Here is a 16,066-nt window from a genome sequence, read left to right on the forward strand (position 1 = left end):
TAAATAAGACATAATTCTGTCTAGCTATATAAGTAAAATACTCCCATACAAACACAAACAAATCAAACTAATTCAAGGAGCAAAAATGAATAATATAGTAGCGCCTAAAGAGCTTCACAGTAAATTTAGACTATGGATCTTAAGAGGGATTGTAAAGCTTAATAATTTTGAATCGTTCTTTGAAGACACTAGACAAGAAGATAGTGTTTATTATTTTTTGCAAATTCAAAAAAATGATGATAAAAATATAGTTAAAGAAGCTATATATAAAGAGCTTGAAAAAGCAGAAAATAGTAAAATAGGCTCTCTTAGGGTTCTTGATATAAATATAAATAAGATAGCCTATGTTTTAAATTTAAATTACACAGAACAAAAGATACTTGAGTTTGTTTTATTGATAAAAAATTTTGATATCTTAAATAACGGACTTTCTAGTATAAGCGATCTTAATTTTTTAAATATAAGCTATGTTTTATCAGCTATACTGGATTTGCCTGTTGGTAAAATAAAGAGTGCACTAAGTCCTAATTCAAATTTATTAAACGGATATATTTTTGATAAATTCTTATCTCTTGGTTCATATAGTGGTATAGAGGGGTGTTTTAATCTTAAAGATGATAACCTATTAGTAACTATGCTAGATCCAAAAAGTGACTTAGAGACAATTTTCTCACAGGTATATAAAAGATGCTCTCAAAGCAATTTAAATTTCAATAACTTTGACTATCTTGATATAAATGAAGAAAATTTTAAAGAGTACATTTCTAAAGCAAATACAGGCACAAACATACTTCTTTATGGCAAGCCAGGTACAGGCAAAACGGAGTTTGTAAAAATGCTAGCAAATAGTATAAATAAGAATCTATTTGAAGTAGCCTACGAAGAAGAAGGAAAGTATAGCAGATCTTATCTTAGCGGTTATGAGAGGCTAAGTAAGCTAAAAGTTTCAAATCAGATTCTAAATCAAAAAGACAGCCTAATAATGTTTGATGAAGTAGAAGATGTCTTTAAAGATAAAGAGATATCAAAGGCTCATATAAATAGAACTCTTGAAGAGAATAAAATACCAACCTTTTGGCTTACAAACGACGTTTATCAAATAGACGATGCCTACATCAGAAGATTTGATATAGTTATAGAGTTTAAGATACCGCCTAAAGCAAAGAGACTTGAAATATTAACACAATACACCAATGGGCAAATAAGCGAAAAAGTGCTTAAAAAGCTATCCAAAAATAAATTTATAGCTCCTGCTCTTATCTCTAATGCAACAAAGGTTGTATCAAATTTAAATAGTGATGAGAAAGATAAGATCTTTAAAGATCTTATAAAAAATAATCTCAAAGCTCAAGGATATAGATTTGATAAAAAAGAAAAGAAAAATAAAGAAGAGAAGATAGAACTGCCAAAGAGCTATGATGCAAGCATAATAAATTCTAGTTTAAATTTAAAAGAGCTTGCAGATGGTATAAAATCAAACAAAAATGCAAGACTTTGTATATATGGTCCGGCAGGAACCGGTAAGAGTGCTTATGCAAAATTTATAGCTAAGAGTCTAGGCTCAAAGATAATTATCAAAAAAGCAAGCGATCTTATGGATGCTTATGTAGGTGAAACCGAAAAGAATATAGCCAAGGCATTTAAAGAGGCTAAAGAGAAAAAGGCTGTGCTTGTATTTGATGAAGTAGATACTTTTTTACAAGATAGAAATGAAGCTACTAGAAGCTGGGAGGTAAGTCAGGTAAATGAGATGCTAACTCAGATGGAAAGCTTTGAAGGAGTATTTATAGCTACTACAAACCTTATAGATAGACTTGACAAGGCTAGCATAAGAAGGTTTGATATGAAGATAGAGTTTGGATACTTAAAACCAAAACAAGCTCAAAAGCTATTTATGAAAGAGTGTGAGATACTAGGATTAGAAGTTTCAAAAACTACAAAAGATAGACTTCTTGACTTCTCTATTTTAACACCAGGAGACTTTGCTGCTGCTTTAAGAGCAAACAGATTTAGTCCCATAAAAGATGCTGATGAGTTTATCAATAGGCTAAATGAAGAGATAAAGCATAAGGGTGTAGAAAATAGTGGAAACAGAGTCGGGTTTTAACCGGCTCTGTTTGGTTGATGAGTAACCAACCAAACTTTATTGAATACTATAGGCTAATTTTAAATCTAAATTAAAAGCTCGCTTATATCGTAGTTTTCGATAATAAAATTTCTTAAGACATCTTTTTGTTTATTAAAATTTTCTAAATCACGCAAAAGTTCATTTTTAAACTTTAACCTTTTCTCATAACGGCTTAAATTTAAGCTAAATTTTTTAAATTCTGCACTATCTAATGTCTTAATAAATCCTTGTAAGATCAAATCCTCATCTATTCTTAAATAAGTACCTAAAAATCTAGCATGAAAATGGTGTGGTAGAAATACTCCATCAAGCTTACATCCAAAAAATCTATTTGTATATTTATATAGATAAAGAGATATTACGAATTTTCCTACGCTATCCCACATTCTTTTAAAATCTTTATTGATAATTGTTCGCCATTTGTCTATCGGTGTTTTAAAGCTCTTTGTTTCTGTTAGTATCGGATTATCAAATTCTAAGTCCAGATAGTGATTAGCAGCTATTTCTATCGATTTGCAAAGATTGTGCAAGGCTCTATAGTTATCATATATCATCACGCCGTTAGGCTTTGATTTTTTATCCAAAGACCATCTATAGACTTCTTCTGAGATTATTAGTATATTATTTAGCATATTTGCTCCTCATCCTTTAAACTTATTTTATCTACTAGCAGTAGCTAAATTTATGATATTGGAAATTCTAACAATGCTTTTAAGACATCTTATGTCTTGTTTTAAGGGTAATATTACACAAGTATCTTTTTACTTAGTATCAGCACAGGAATTAATATGAGCCATACAATCCTTTTATCAAATCTTTTGTTTGAAAATCATCCGCGAGTCGCAAATGCTTTATGTTCAATTCTCTATAAACACAAAATAAATTATCGAATTTTAAAAACAAAAGATATTTGGATGAGAGATTTTATGCCATTAATGCTTGAAAATGCAAGCCTTGCCTCTTACATTTATGATCCGGATTATTTAAAAGATCATAAGTATAAAAACATAAGAACAAAAATTCCTTGTGCCGATAATCATATAGACTTAGTGATGGATGGTGGCAATTTTGTAAGATATAAGAATAAAGCCATCATGACTGATAAAATTTTCAAAGAAAATCTGTTAAAGTCAAAAGACGAAATCATCAAAATCATAAAGCAAAAATGCGGTCTTAATGAGCTTATCATCATATCAAAACAACCTTATGATATATACGGACATAGTGACAGCATGGTAAGATGGATAGATGAAAATAGCGTACTTGTAAATGATTTTTCAAATGAGAGCAGGGCTTTCAACGATAAAATTTTAAAAGTACTTAAGTCCCATAAGCTAAATATCAAGTCGATGAAGTACAGTGATAGTTTTTTTACTAAAGATAGAGACTGGGGTGCATACTTAAATTTTATTAAAATTAAGGATATTTTAATAGTTCCTATTTATGGTATAGACGAGGACGGTTTGGCTCTAAGACAGCTTGAAGAAATTTACAAAAACTGTCTAATAGAGCCTATAAATTTTAGTGAGATCATAAAACTCGGCGGGGCTTTACACTGTGTGACAGCAGAGAGATAAATTTTATTTCATTGATCTATTAAAGTCTGTTTGCCAAATTGTTGACTTTTCATCAAATTCAATTTCACGTTCACCAATGGCTTTTAATCTTTCATTCCACACTTTATTTATACCTCTTGCAATTTCTTTAAATTCTGACGGTGAAAACTCGTCTGTTTTTGCATTGTTACACCAATAGCAAGCCATGCAGCAGTTTTCATCACTATACTTTAAATTTGGTAGCTTTCTATCTACCTCAAGAGTGTAACCTCTAGTTGTGATTCTTTTAGTTTTTAGCTGTTCTTTTTTTCCAAGTAGCTCCAATTGCTTTTCAGTGATTCCACAATAACAACATTTCTTATTTTGATCCATATACCATTGCATAAAAGTTTTTTTATCACCAAACCCGGCTATTCTTTTTTCTGGGCTATTGTTCATTATTGTTTCTTGTTTTATTTTTTGAATTAATACGTTAAAATCCAAAACAATACCTTCTATTTTTTTCATTGTTAATTTTATGTCGCTGTTATCTAAAACATTAAAATTTTTATCCATTCTTAGATAAAATTTTTCATTTTCTTTTGCTGGTTTTTGAATTTCTATTGTCGCTTTATGCATATTTTCGTTGCAAATAAGGCCAATAATTATATTTGCATTTTGAGCAATCGATATTATTTGATTGTTAAAACTGATTGTATATTCATCTTTACTGTCATTAATAAAGACAGTTTTTAACAAATTTTTACTACTTTCACTATAAAGCCAATCTAGCTTTATATAATCAAGAACATAAAATTCATCATCTGACAAAAGCGAAGCCCTTACTTTTGGACTAATTTGCTTCCAATTATTCATAATTCTCTCCTTTTTGCACAAATATTTTTGCGAAATCATTTTATCACAAATCTATTTTATATGTGATTGTATTAAAAATATAGACATAAAATGTCTCGTTCTAGCAATTATAATATATCAAAAAAACCAAAGGATATTTTATGAAAAAATATGCGCAAATTTGTATAAAAACCATGAAATCATATGAATTATCTTTTAAAGAGATGAGTACTGATGAGTTTAATGCAATAAAAGATAATAATAGTTTAGCGAAAGAATCAAATTTTATACCAGAGAATACACTACTTTTACCAGTATTAAACAATATATACCTAACAAAAGATATACGAGGCAAAACAGGCATTTACACTTATGATGTTTTTGTTGATATTTATGAAAACGACATATTAAAAAGCACTCAGTATTATTCCGGTTCTGAATTGAATAATTTTTGTTGTGATTTATTTTTACCAAATAAATTTGCAAAAAATAGTAATGCCGGAACTTTCATTGTAAAAGCAGATGATATAGGCAGTAGTGAAACTTTTTATAAGATAAAACTTGATGAAGAAGAGGATTTTGACATAAAAAACATAGTTGTATCAAATATGAGATTGGATTCTTATTTTAATGGGGTATGCGCGTTAAAAAAAGTTTATTATATCAGAAAAGAAAGTTTGCATTCAATAAAAAATAAATTAGAGCTGCACGCAAATGAGATATATACTGATGTTGTAAATTTTATAGATGAAGTATTTTGCAGTATAAATCAATATCATATATTACAAAGAGATAGAAGAAGAAGATTTTTTATAGAAGAGTTAGAAAAAAATGAAATTAAACAAACATGCGTAAAAATAAAAAAATCAATAAACACACAATATCTTTTCTGTGTTATTGTGTGTTTATTGGTATATTACGAAACAAACAAATCATATACGCAAGGAATTACAATATCCGTAAATGGTGATGGGATAGAATATTTTGAGTTTGGATACACCGACAAAAAGAAGATGGATGCGTTAAAAAACAGCATAAATGAAAAAGAGTGTAAAAATTTTTTAAAGTCATTAGATCACGATATATCTGGAGTTTATTTACACAGTGCAAACGTTTTCATAAACGATAAAGAAATTAAAGACTGGGCAAAATTAACTTTTAAACTTCCTATCGATAGCCTAGATATCAATAATGAAGATGATAAATTGTATTATTCCAAAGAAAAGCAATCAAAAAACATAAAACATGTGTTTAATATACATATTGACGAAAATAATTTTGTTTTAGATGATTTATATATAGGTATTTACAGCTCGCCATTAAAAGAAAGTTTTAATGATATAATTTATGAGTTATACTATATACCCAAAGCTGCAGCGAAATACATTATGAATATTTATGGAAAAGAAGGCGAACTAAGAGATTATATAGAAGAAATTTTTGAAAATATCAATAAAAATTTTTCAATCACACGCACTTTTGGTTATCCTGAACATGGTTCTGACAAATATATTGATACTATAAGTTATTTAAATAAATTATTTTACGAATACAATATAGAAAATAACGATAAAAAACCAGTGGCAAAGAAATATAATCTAAAAGTGTTCGATAAAAATATGAGCGTATTAAAAAGTAAGGTTTTGATTTTTGATGAAATTTCTAAAATTTATAAAATAACTTAAAGCCCTCATTTTAAGGGCTTTATAAACTCACCTATTATTAGCCTAAGTTCATCTTTGCTTATACTTCCAGCAGCCACTTCCACTACCACATCTTCCATTAGAGCTGCAAACTCCTCATATATATCAGCCTTGTCGTTTAGTTCCATAAAAAATATTGCTAAAAATATAGCACTTCTTTTATTGCCATCTAGAAATGGATGAAATTTAACACAAGAGAAGATAAGATGTGTTAGCTTATCTATAAAACTTGGATAGTAATCATCATTTTGTATAGAGGAGAGCACAGAGTCAAGAAGCGAAATTTGACTCTCGTTAAATCCACGCTTGCCGCCTATTTCGTTCATTATGATACCATGAAGCTCTATGGCTTCATTTATGCTAAAGTATCTCATTTGTCTTTTAGCCTGATAAATACCGATCTAACGACTGGATTTTTTATGACTACCTCTCTTAGCTTTTTTATGATTTGTTCTTTTGTTTTCACTATTTATCCTTTTAAGCTTTAAAGTATTCGTTAAATTTTATAGCTAAGATTATTTTACCTATGCCAGACATCTGGCTTATATCTCCAAGCAAGCTAGTATGGTTGCAAAGAGTATGAAATAGATAGCAGTGATAGTCTTTGTTTAGTTTTTTAAATGCACTAAGACCAAGATATTCATTGCAATTTCTTCTCCATCTGTTTTGAAAGGTGGGCAGTTTCATCTCTTTACTCATATTAAGAGGTTCGTTTATAATGGCTACTACATTGTCCTCATCGTCTTTGTATAAGGGATCCTTTTTATTAAGATAAAAAGCAACTTCGTAATTCATATCAAATCCCTTTATTATGTCATCTTCTAGCTTCTGCTTTAATTCATTCTCATGAAAAATAGCCTTGCTTATTAGAGTTTCTTGAATATCTTGCAAGGTTGAGTTTATCTTCATCATCTCAGCTTTTTCTTCATCACTGCAATCTGTTAACCAAAAATCCATCCTGCTATCAAATCTCTTAAGTTCAAGAGTCCTGCAACTATAATCTATACTTGTTTGTAATACTGAATCTATATTTCCAATATCTAATATATCCTCAAAGTAAAGATTAGTATGATCATAAAGGCAGTGATAAAACCAGCAGTGCCACTCATTTCTCATGGGATGATCATCCCAGTGCTGAAATTCGTTTTGGTTTTTGATGTAAAAATAACTACTTGAGCTATCATCTTTAAGCATATCTTGTGATATGCCTCTAAAGCACTCATTGTATGAGACAACCACCTTGTCACTATCGGCTATATCTTTATAAAAAGTTTTCAGGTCAATATCATAATCATATATCCCATCTCTATCTTTAAGTGGCGCTAAGTAGCTGTCAGTTTTTATAGCTACATCCAAAATTCTCTTTTCTAATCCATGAAGCCTATTGTTTATATCCATAAGCCTAGCTCTTTCTTGTTTTGAGAATTCACGCATTTTTATCTCCTTATATCTTAATCCAAGCTACCTGCTCAGAAATTTCTTTATCCACAAGGTTTGCATCCGTATCGAAGCTGTAAGTGTTATTTAAAAAATATAGTTTATAGCCTGTTATATCTCCATAAAGCGGAAGTGTTTTGGTATTTTTATAATGACCTTTTATAAAATCAGATATTATTTTTAGTTTTATGTCGATGCTTTTAAAATAAAGCTCATGAAGTATAGGCTTTAAGCTTATATATCTTACTCCTTGAGTCATAGCGAGCATAAATATAGGCTCGTTTTGTCTTTTAAAATTTGTCTCTATATAGATATAGGAATCTTTGTATCTTCTTTTTTCATCATTTAAAATACTTGAGGTATTAAGCTCATCTGCTATGTCTATATTAAAATGATTTGCAATTGAAGTAATTAGAGTCTTTGAACTATGACACCAGTCAAAGTGTCCGCGTTCTAAAAACTCATCTAATGAATTTACCTTACTTAGATTATAAAGAGCTCTTGAGAAGTTTTTCTCTCTTGCATACCCTAGTTCTTTGCTAAGCTTTTTGATATCTGATTTAGATACTAACTCTTGTAGTTGGTTAAAGATCATTTATTATCCTTTTTTCTTTTTTAGATCACCGATACATTTTTTGTGATCTTTGGAAATTTTAGCAGGACTTTAGGACATTTTGTGTCTTGGTTGTCCTTATATGTCTATTTCATTAAAATACTCCCCAATCTCATCTCTTATTATCTCAGCCAGCTCCTTTGGTCCAAGAACTTTTATAAAAGGTATGTAGTAGTAAATTAGTGGCTTTATCTCCATTATGTTTGTATACTCTATCTCTACCTCTACCGATCCGTCATTGTCCTTACCTGTTATGCTTTGTTTTGCATATGGTTTTCTTTCAAAGTACTTTGTGATCTGTGGAGCAAGAAGCAGTCTTGCTTTCTTTGGCTTTACCAGATCAAACCAGGCCGAGTTTGCGTTTTGTATTCTGTTTTCTATTTCACTACTTATCTCAAATCTATCATCAAGAATCTTTATATCACTTATGCTTCTTAGATGAAATTTCTTAAAAGTATCCTTTTTATTACTATCAAGCAGCAATAGATACCAAAAGCCATCAAACATAGCTAGCTTTAACGGCTTTACCTTAAACTCATAGCCATTATATTTACAAGCTATCTCTTGCTTTTGTTTTATAGACTTTTCAATCAGTTCAAAATTTATAAAGTCATCTTCACTTAGCTTCTCGTTATTTATATTTGTAAGTATAGGGTGATTTAGCTGCTGAGTAATCTGCTCTAATAATATATGAGCTTTACTGTAAAAATTTGTACCCATACTCTTTGATATATTATCAAGCACGTTTAATACTATACGCTCTTCTTGGGTTAGATTATCTTTGGCATCATTATCATCCATACTCCACATTCTACCTCTTCTTACCGCTCCATACTCTGTTAATACATCATATAGATCCCTTTGTATGGTCTTAGTAGACACTCCTAGCTTTTCTGAGAGCTGTGAGATGGAGTGAGGCTCGTTTCTTATGAGCTGGGCTATTATGTTTATACGTTCGTATTTACTTGTGTTACTATCAGGAACTATCTTTTTCATGGCTTCTCCTCTATCTGCTATTATACCAGATAGAGGACTTTTATCTGTCTTATCTAACACAATATCACCCTTAAAGCTTCTAAACCGCCCATCTTTATACTTATCCCGTAATATGGACTTATCTTGGTATCAGTTGGGTTTATACGTATTAGATTTGCCTTATTAAATCTCTTTGCCATTCTTTCACCATAAGCTCTTATGGTTGGTACTGCAAGTCCTGCTCCTATCTCTATAATGGCTATTTTTGAATTCATATTCTTACTTAACCAAGCATCATATCTGTGATACTGAGCTTTAGTTCTATTCCAGTTAAATACTCCATCATAAAACATAAGTATATTTGGACGCATTACACATCCGCACTCTTTACATACAGGCATCTTAGTAGCTTCAAATTTATCTTCATCTACCTCTAACTCATTCTCATCTATTGCCCAGATAGCTCCATCATCTTTATATATACACTGAGTGTAGTGTATGCTTCCGTGACACTCGTAAATTTTATCCTTATCAAATCCAGCTTTAGCAAAGTGTCCGTCTACGTTTGAAGTATAGATGAAGTAGTTGTCGTCCTTCTCTTTACAAAGCTCTCTAAGCAGATAAAATCCCTCATGAGGATTAGTGGCATTATATAGCTTAAGTCTATGTCCGTAAAAAGCCCAAGCAAGCTTTGGATTAGAAAAGAACCACTGAGGATTTGCCATATCTGTAAAGCTTAGATTCTTATCTTTTAAAGGCGGATATGCCCTCCAAAATCCTTGGTCTCCACGAAAATCAGGTAGTCCGCTATCTACACTCATTCCTGCTCCAGCTGTTATTATGATAGCATCTGCTTCGTTTATTATGTTTTTGGCTGTGATAATTGATGGTTGCATTTTTGTTCCTTTTGGCAAATTTTAACCAAAAAAGTGGACAGGAAAGTGGCTACCGATCTATAAGACTACGAATTCTTTGTATAAATTCACTCTCGTTTGCCAAAAGTTCTTTTAAGGTTTGGCTTATTAACACCCCGTCAATTATAAATTTTACATTTTTGTTATCAAAAAAAGACTCGCTATAGCAAAGTGCTTTATTAAATTTATTAAGAGGATATAAAAGTCCGCCCGCTATTAAATTTGATTCTTTGTTTTGATAATAACTCATATATGTATGAATTTGAAAAAAGTCTTCTCTGCAAACATCTCCAAGACTGTTTGCGCCTTTTGGAGTTAGATTCATCCTTTTATACTTTGTATCAAAAATAAGGACATCATTACCTCTTGTCATCACTATGTCAGGGATGATTCTACGGGAGTAAAAGTTGTTTTTATAAAGCTCAATTTTTTGATTCCCAACACCCCAATCAGGAAAATACAGACCCAAAAGCTTTGTGATATAAAGCTCAAAAAGAGATGCTATATTTACTATAAAGCTAGGTGCATTTTGTTTTGAATTTTTATCATGCTCCAAATTATCATTTAAAATAATTAATTTTGCATACTCTAAAACCTGCTTAAATGGTGAAAAAATTGGATTTAGCAATGCTTTGTGATTTATGGCTTTACTAATGTCTGAAATATTAAAATTTGACCTAAGTGGGCCTAGTGTGTTTAAAATTCTAGTTAAATTTAAAACATTAAATCCACTTTTTTGCACGATTTTTAAGGCCGTATAAATTACATTAACAATACAAGCTACTTCGCTTTGCTCTCTGTTTGTACTTGAGATTTTTCCGCCAAAAGGCAGATCGCGTCTTATAAATTCTTTTGTATTTAACTTGCCAATTAGAGTAGATTGGTGATAATTTTTGCTTTGGTATGATCTTGGAATCCCCAAAATCATTACCTTTTCTAGTTTTGAAACGAATAGATAAAATAATATAAATTTGGCAAAATCTTGGTTGTTCTTTTGTATTTTAGCAGGACTTTGGTAGTCATCTATAAAGACATCATTTGCAAAATTTAACATCCTTTGCAAAAATACTTCCCCAAATCTTGATTTTATATTTATACCTTGACCTGCAAAATTAAAATAGCCTACAAAATTCCCTGTTGTCACAAGTCCATTTTCTACTTTTATAATTAACTCTTCTTCATCAAATTTGTCCGGACAAAAGCTTAAAAATGAGCTGTTTTGATCAGCTAAAAAATCTTTTAAAGTGAGCGTAAAATCTTTTTTAAATTTTGCAATTTCAGGTTTTGAAGACCATAGTAAATTATCTTCTAAATCTATTATTTTTGCCATGTATCTATAGTCTTTTCTTTCATATCTTTGAGTTTATTAGCAATTTCAGTACTATTATATTGAGTTCGCAGATACTCTCTTAAGATAGGCTCTATATGCTCCTCCCAAAGCTTTTGTATAGCATTTTTTGTTAACTTTTGTGGCTTCATAAAATACGAATGCCCAAGCTTATAACTTTCATCTAAATTTAATCCATCGCCTTTTGTGATATATTCATTTATAGTTTTACATAGCTCTATATACTGTTCTGCCTTATCGCTGTTTTCAAATTTCTCCAAAATCACATCGTAATCGCAACTATATTTTTTCCATACAAAACGTCTTCTAAGTGCCAAGTCAAAACTATCGATGCTTCTATCTATATCATTCATCGTGCCGATAAAGTATAAATTTTCAGGAACTCCAAAATAATATTCTCCATCCACTTCACACACTGCATGGTCTTTGCTCCAAAGCGATGAATTTGCAGTTTTTACTTTTATACCTTCAATTTTGCCATCTTTGCTGATTCTAAGTCTTTTGTCATCCTCTAAACACAAAAGCAGCTCGCCAAATACACGCGATAGCTCGGCTCTATTTATCTCATCAGCGATAAAATAATAAATTTTTGGCTCTTTTTTATCTTCCTTACTTGCTACTTTATTGAATTCATAGGTTGCTTTTAGCTCTTTAAAAGCCTCAATACACATCTCTTTAAACACGCCGTTTTTAAGCTCAAATTTCATTGCTCCATTTTTATCATCAATCCCAGTTGGTTTAACTCCGTCTATAAAATCCTCATAGCTAAAGCTAGGATGAAACTGCACTATCTTATAATCACCGCCCTTTATACTACATCTAGCCTTAATGGTCTGTTCCGTAAGATATGTCTTACCTGTTCCTGGCGCTCCATATAAGATCATATTTTTTGATTCAAACTCAAGTCCTCCTTGCCAGATGTTTTTGATCAAATCATCATAAAAAATATTATCTTCTCTGGTAATTTTTATATTCTTTTCCTTAACAAGTTTTTCTAAATTTGTCTTTATCGCCTGCAAGCTAGCATCAATATTTTCATCATCTAAATTTATATTAAAAATCTTTCCAAAAACACTTGCTATCTTGTTTTTATGATCGTTGCTTATTATGGGTAAATACCTGTCTGGTTCAAAAAGATGAAGTAATGCATTACGCATTGACACTGACTTAGTTTGATTATCGGCCGTAATGCTGCTGTTGGTTTTTAAGAAATCCATCTTCTCAATGTCTTTTATTTTTGGATCAATCCAATTTTCAAGAAAACTTATGATATAAACAAGTTCATGAAATTTATTTGTGTTATAATAAGTTCCAGTATTTGCAAATCCTTCAAAGTCACTAAAAAGCTCTGGATTTTTTTCAATTTTTATATCTGATTTTAAATTTTCAAAGAATTTTTCGAAATATTGTCTTCTTTCTATTACTTTTTTAGGAGGCAACCTCCAGAGCCAAATAATATTCGCCATTAAGTCTTTTTGGTCATCATTTGCCTTTTCAAATTGCTCTTTGATTTTATCGTCAAAATTTTTCTTTTTAGTGGTGTCCGGGTTTTCAACAAAATTCTTTTTTAAAAAATCTAAATTTGTATTAATTAAAACTTCTTGACCTGTAAAAATAGATTTTTTGTCCTCCAAAAACATCTTTTTAAATGTTTCAAACGCTTCTAAATAGTCCACAATTTCTCCTTTTGTTATATTAATATGATTTTGTCTAAAAATATATAAAAATTAAATTAAACTTTAATGTAAAATAAATATGTAAAAATTATTAAATTCAAGCTATATATTTTCAAAGCCTTACTTATAATTCTCAGAATACTCTAAATATAAACGTATTTTTCCTATTTGCAAAAGCTTATTTAAGCAATCATGACTATCATTTATTTCACTATGGCAAAGAGTATAAAAAAGGTAGCATATATTAAATTTATGCCTATCTGGAAAATAGAACGAAAACCAGCGATGTCGATTATAGTTTTGTTTATACTTATAATATTCTTGTGCTGGTTCATATATACTAGTTAAATAATTAGAATCGCTTGTATAAAAAACAATCCGAACCGACATACTATACCATGAGATTAATCTGTTTTCAAGTTTTTTCTTAAGCTTGTTTTCATAAAAGCAAGTCTTCTTTAATAATATTTTTTGTATTTTTTTCAAAATATTATTTATTTTTAAAATTTCAGTTATAGCCTCACTATCAGAGCTATTAAGCCCTTCTGAAGATCTCGTAGAAAATCTTTTTAAATCTAAAGTTTCATTAGCACATTCTATTAATAACTTTAACGAGGAACTGAATTTATCAATCTTTAACATCTCAGCTAAATCAATATCATTAAAATTATAAAAACAATAGTTCTGTTTGTCTTCTAATTTATTTTCTCTATTTTTAATTTTTTTTGGATATTTATTAAAAATAAAATCCATATCCTGGTATGACCTGGTATTTGCATATATAAGCTTGTTATTTTTATCGTAGCATACACTCTTAAATTCATAAAAGAAAATTTTATCTTTGACTCTTTTTATAAGCTTTAAACAAGTCCTGCAAGACTCTAAAGTTTTATTTTCAAACTCTTGTATACGTTGTTTTATATCTCTCAGCTTATCTTCTTTTTCTTGTTCTGACATCTTACACAAATCATATTTTGTAAAATCCAAAATTGCATGCGCATATTTTGAAAAATCCCAAACTCTATGCTTTTCTTCAATAATTACTATCTCATGATCATCTTTAAAAAATCTCTTTATATTTTCAAGATTATTTGGCAAAATCTCATCATTTTTTGAAGCAAAAATTTTTATGTCATCTGCTGACAATTTGCCAAAATCCAACTCATAACTATCAGCTATTTTTTTATCGCAACCAAGCTTTAAAAGTTCAGTTTTTGAATTTAAACATGGATTAAAAAGTCTTAAAATACAGTTTATTTTACTGGATAAAGCAATAGCATAAAAGCAACCAAGAGATGAGGCTATTATGACATTTTCATCATCTTTGTTTAGTACATTTAAAAGTTGATTTAGGTTTGTTTTAAAATCTGCTTTGCTGCTATAATAAAGCTGTGTAACTTCAGTTTTTAAAGCATTTCTAAAATGCTTTTCTCTACTAAATACTTCGCTTTTGCATCCATGAATGTAGTAAAATTTTTTCATTTTTATCCTTTGTATGCATAAATTTTAGCAGCGAAACAGGACATTTTTTGACTTAAAATTACAATTTACTTCCCAAATCCCTTAACCTCTTAAATATCTCAACCATAGCAAGCGTATCAAGATGACAGTATTTAAGTAGATTTTGCCTTACTTTCTCTATCTCTTTTTTGTCTGTTTGATAGATTAGATTTGCATACTCGCTACTTGCATCTCCTCCGTTTTGTATATCAAGCTCTTTATAGCTAAGTTCTTTATTATTTGGAAATAAAGCAGGCAGAACAGACTTAATAGAAAAGCTACCGTGAAAGTTTTTATCATAGTATCCAAGAGAACGAAACGGGATCAGTAGATCTATAAATCTTTCATTAAGGGCTAATAACTCATCTTGAAGATCGGGCAAAAGTTCTGCAAGCTCTTTTATTCTACTTTTCTCAAAGCTCATATTATAAGCCATTATAGATCCTTGCTTTGTTATTTTTTTAAGCATATCTTTGGCTAGACTTTGCCTTGGATCATTTATCCCATCACCTAAAAATTCAAAGTGCTCTAATCTGCCGTCTTCATGAAGGATATGAAGCGAGTATTGAAAGGTTACCTGAGCGTATGGTCTTTGGTGGTCAAATCTTGGAATAGCATCTTGAAATGTCTCGAAGTCTAAGAAGTTTATAGGATATTTTACATTAGAGATAAACTCATCTATTATGCTTTTATCTATATATGGACTATTATCATTTGTGCTTACTTGAAGTCTTTGAGTTTCTGTTAAGCTTATATCACTTTTTAAAATATCCTCATAGCTTACAATACCGTTATGATACATATCATATGCCTTGGTTTGATTAATGCGGTATAGATTTAATATGGAAATTTCAGGTACATCTTTAAAGCAGTGCTGTGAGAAGCTACACTCAAAGGGACTATAGCATTGTGTTCCTATCTTTATATCAGGCTCATCTAGGCTTAGCATATTGTTTAAATTTGTTAGGTTATCTCTAACTTCATCTTGTTTGGCGATAACTATATCTGTTATATCTTCTATATGAAAAAGCTTGTTTAAATTTATCTCTCCAACTCTCTCATAAGAGTTATCTATATGCATGATACAGGCTTTCTTAAGCGGTAAAACAGAACTTATACAATACCACTGCACGCTGATATCATCTATATGATAATCTTTTACACTAGTACTTGATTTAACTTCGTAAATTTCATACTCGCTACCGTTTTTTACTAAGATATCAACCATAGCAAATACACCATTTGATATAAAAGTAGCTTCATAGATGATTTTTACTCCATTAGCAATAAGTTCTTTTGTCCTTTCTGCCATACTTTCAAAATTACTTGGATCAAACTCTATTAGAGTTCCGCCTTTAAAATACTCTTGTGCAAGCCTTCCT

General features: G+C 30.2%; 14 protein-coding genes. 3 read left to right on the top strand and 11 right to left on the bottom strand.

The features are described 5' to 3' along the window. The first annotated feature begins 85 nt into the window (after positions 1-85). Complete coding sequence (locus CDOM16188_RS10675) at positions 86-2,107, top strand: ATP-binding protein (RefSeq protein WP_172202070.1); 2,022 nt, start codon at positions 86-88, stop codon at positions 2,105-2,107. Between the two features lie 65 nt (positions 2,108-2,172). Here CDOM16188_RS10675 and CDOM16188_RS10680 read toward each other — a convergent pair whose 3' ends face one another. Further along, entirely contained in the window at positions 2,173-2,760 is a 588-nt protein-coding gene (locus CDOM16188_RS10680) for a hypothetical protein (protein ID WP_172202072.1), read from the bottom strand. A gap of 156 nt (positions 2,761-2,916) precedes the next feature. On the opposite strand from CDOM16188_RS10680, the gene CDOM16188_RS10685 reads away from it, so the two are divergent. Next, positions 2,917-3,705: an agmatine deiminase family protein gene (locus tag CDOM16188_RS10685; RefSeq protein WP_172202074.1), complete on the top strand. Its 789-nt coding sequence runs from the start codon at positions 2,917-2,919 to the stop codon at positions 3,703-3,705. A gap of 3 nt (positions 3,706-3,708) precedes the next feature. On the opposite strand, the gene CDOM16188_RS10690 is transcribed toward CDOM16188_RS10685, so the two are convergent. Next, entirely contained in the window at positions 3,709-4,539 is an 831-nt protein-coding gene (locus CDOM16188_RS10690; protein ID WP_172202076.1) for a hypothetical protein, read from the bottom strand. A gap of 140 nt (positions 4,540-4,679) precedes the next feature. Between CDOM16188_RS10690 and CDOM16188_RS10695 the strand changes: the two genes are divergently transcribed. After that, on the top strand, positions 4,680-6,203 hold the full coding sequence (locus tag CDOM16188_RS10695) for a hypothetical protein (RefSeq protein WP_172202078.1): 1,524 nt from the start codon (positions 4,680-4,682) through the stop codon (positions 6,201-6,203). A 5-nt stretch (positions 6,204-6,208) separates the two neighbouring features. Here CDOM16188_RS10695 and CDOM16188_RS10700 read toward each other — a convergent pair whose 3' ends face one another. The 9 genes from CDOM16188_RS10700 to CDOM16188_RS10740 all read right to left on the bottom strand — a co-directional run. Further along, on the bottom strand, positions 6,209-6,595 hold the full coding sequence (locus CDOM16188_RS10700) for a type II toxin-antitoxin system death-on-curing family toxin (RefSeq protein ID WP_172202080.1): 387 nt from the start codon (positions 6,593-6,595) through the stop codon (positions 6,209-6,211). Between the two features lie 103 nt (positions 6,596-6,698). Further along, positions 6,699-7,655 (bottom strand): hypothetical protein, encoded by a 957-nt coding sequence (locus tag CDOM16188_RS10705; protein WP_172202082.1) that lies wholly within the window; start codon positions 7,653-7,655, stop codon positions 6,699-6,701. A 10-nt stretch (positions 7,656-7,665) separates the two neighbouring features. Then, a complete protein-coding gene (locus tag CDOM16188_RS10710) occupies positions 7,666-8,253 on the bottom strand; it encodes a hypothetical protein (RefSeq protein ID WP_172202084.1) in 588 nt (195 codons plus the stop codon). Positions 8,254-8,349: 96 nt separating this feature from the next. Then, a complete protein-coding gene (locus CDOM16188_RS10715; RefSeq protein WP_172202086.1) occupies positions 8,350-9,267 on the bottom strand; it encodes a YafY family protein in 918 nt (305 codons plus the stop codon). A gap of 53 nt (positions 9,268-9,320) precedes the next feature. Beyond that, the gene (locus CDOM16188_RS10720; RefSeq protein WP_172202088.1) at positions 9,321-10,142 is read right to left on the bottom strand and encodes a Sir2 family NAD-dependent protein deacetylase; all 822 of its coding nucleotides are present in this window, start codon (positions 10,140-10,142) and stop codon (positions 9,321-9,323) included. A gap of 49 nt (positions 10,143-10,191) precedes the next feature. Beyond that, positions 10,192-11,490 carry a hypothetical protein gene (locus tag CDOM16188_RS10725; RefSeq protein WP_172202090.1) on the bottom strand — a complete coding sequence of 433 codons (1,299 nt, stop codon included), beginning with the start codon at positions 11,488-11,490 and terminating at the stop codon, positions 10,192-10,194. Then, positions 11,478-13,184, bottom strand: coding sequence for an AAA family ATPase (locus CDOM16188_RS11490; protein WP_172202092.1), 1,707 nt, complete (start codon positions 13,182-13,184; stop codon positions 11,478-11,480). The genes CDOM16188_RS10725 and CDOM16188_RS11490 overlap by 13 nt, the downstream gene beginning before the upstream one ends. 120 nt (positions 13,185-13,304) lie before the next feature. Further along, a complete protein-coding gene (locus CDOM16188_RS10735) occupies positions 13,305-14,666 on the bottom strand; it encodes a YqiA/YcfP family alpha/beta fold hydrolase (RefSeq protein WP_172202094.1) in 1,362 nt (453 codons plus the stop codon). Between the two features lie 58 nt (positions 14,667-14,724). Continuing rightward, a partial coding sequence (locus tag CDOM16188_RS10740) for a DUF2779 domain-containing protein (RefSeq protein ID WP_216656292.1) occupies positions 14,725-16,066 on the bottom strand: 1,342 nt, incomplete at its 5' end.

The organism is Campylobacter sp. RM16188, from assembly GCF_012978795.1.
GTDB lineage: Bacteria > Campylobacterota > Campylobacteria > Campylobacterales > Campylobacteraceae > Campylobacter_A > Campylobacter_A canis.

What these genes read in the sequence shown, in the direction of transcription:
- CDOM16188_RS10705 (WP_172202082.1), bottom strand. Translation starts at nt 7,655, where the DNA reads ATGCGTGAATTCTCAAAACAAGAAAGAGCTAGGCTTATGGATATAAAC.
- CDOM16188_RS10715 (WP_172202086.1), bottom strand. Translation starts at nt 9,267, where the DNA reads ATGAAAAAGATAGTTCCTGATAGTAACACAAGTAAATACGAACGTATA.
- CDOM16188_RS10735 (WP_172202094.1), bottom strand. Translation starts at nt 14,666, where the DNA reads ATGAAAAAATTTTACTACATTCATGGATGCAAAAGCGAAGTATTTAGT.
- CDOM16188_RS10700 (WP_172202080.1), bottom strand. Translation starts at nt 6,595, where the DNA reads ATGAGATACTTTAGCATAAATGAAGCCATAGAGCTTCATGGTATCATA.
- CDOM16188_RS10690 (WP_172202076.1), bottom strand. Translation starts at nt 4,539, where the DNA reads ATGAATAATTGGAAGCAAATTAGTCCAAAAGTAAGGGCTTCGCTTTTG.
- CDOM16188_RS10685 (WP_172202074.1), top strand. Translation starts at nt 2,917, where the DNA reads ATGAGCCATACAATCCTTTTATCAAATCTTTTGTTTGAAAATCATCCG.
- CDOM16188_RS10695 (WP_172202078.1), top strand. Translation starts at nt 4,680, where the DNA reads ATGAAAAAATATGCGCAAATTTGTATAAAAACCATGAAATCATATGAA.
- CDOM16188_RS10675 (WP_172202070.1), top strand. Translation starts at nt 86, where the DNA reads ATGAATAATATAGTAGCGCCTAAAGAGCTTCACAGTAAATTTAGACTA.
- CDOM16188_RS10725 (WP_172202090.1), bottom strand. Translation starts at nt 11,490, where the DNA reads ATGGCAAAAATAATAGATTTAGAAGATAATTTACTATGGTCTTCAAAA.
- CDOM16188_RS10680 (WP_172202072.1), bottom strand. Translation starts at nt 2,760, where the DNA reads ATGCTAAATAATATACTAATAATCTCAGAAGAAGTCTATAGATGGTCT.
- CDOM16188_RS10710 (WP_172202084.1), bottom strand. Translation starts at nt 8,253, where the DNA reads ATGATCTTTAACCAACTACAAGAGTTAGTATCTAAATCAGATATCAAA.
- CDOM16188_RS10720 (WP_172202088.1), bottom strand. Translation starts at nt 10,142, where the DNA reads ATGCAACCATCAATTATCACAGCCAAAAACATAATAAACGAAGCAGAT.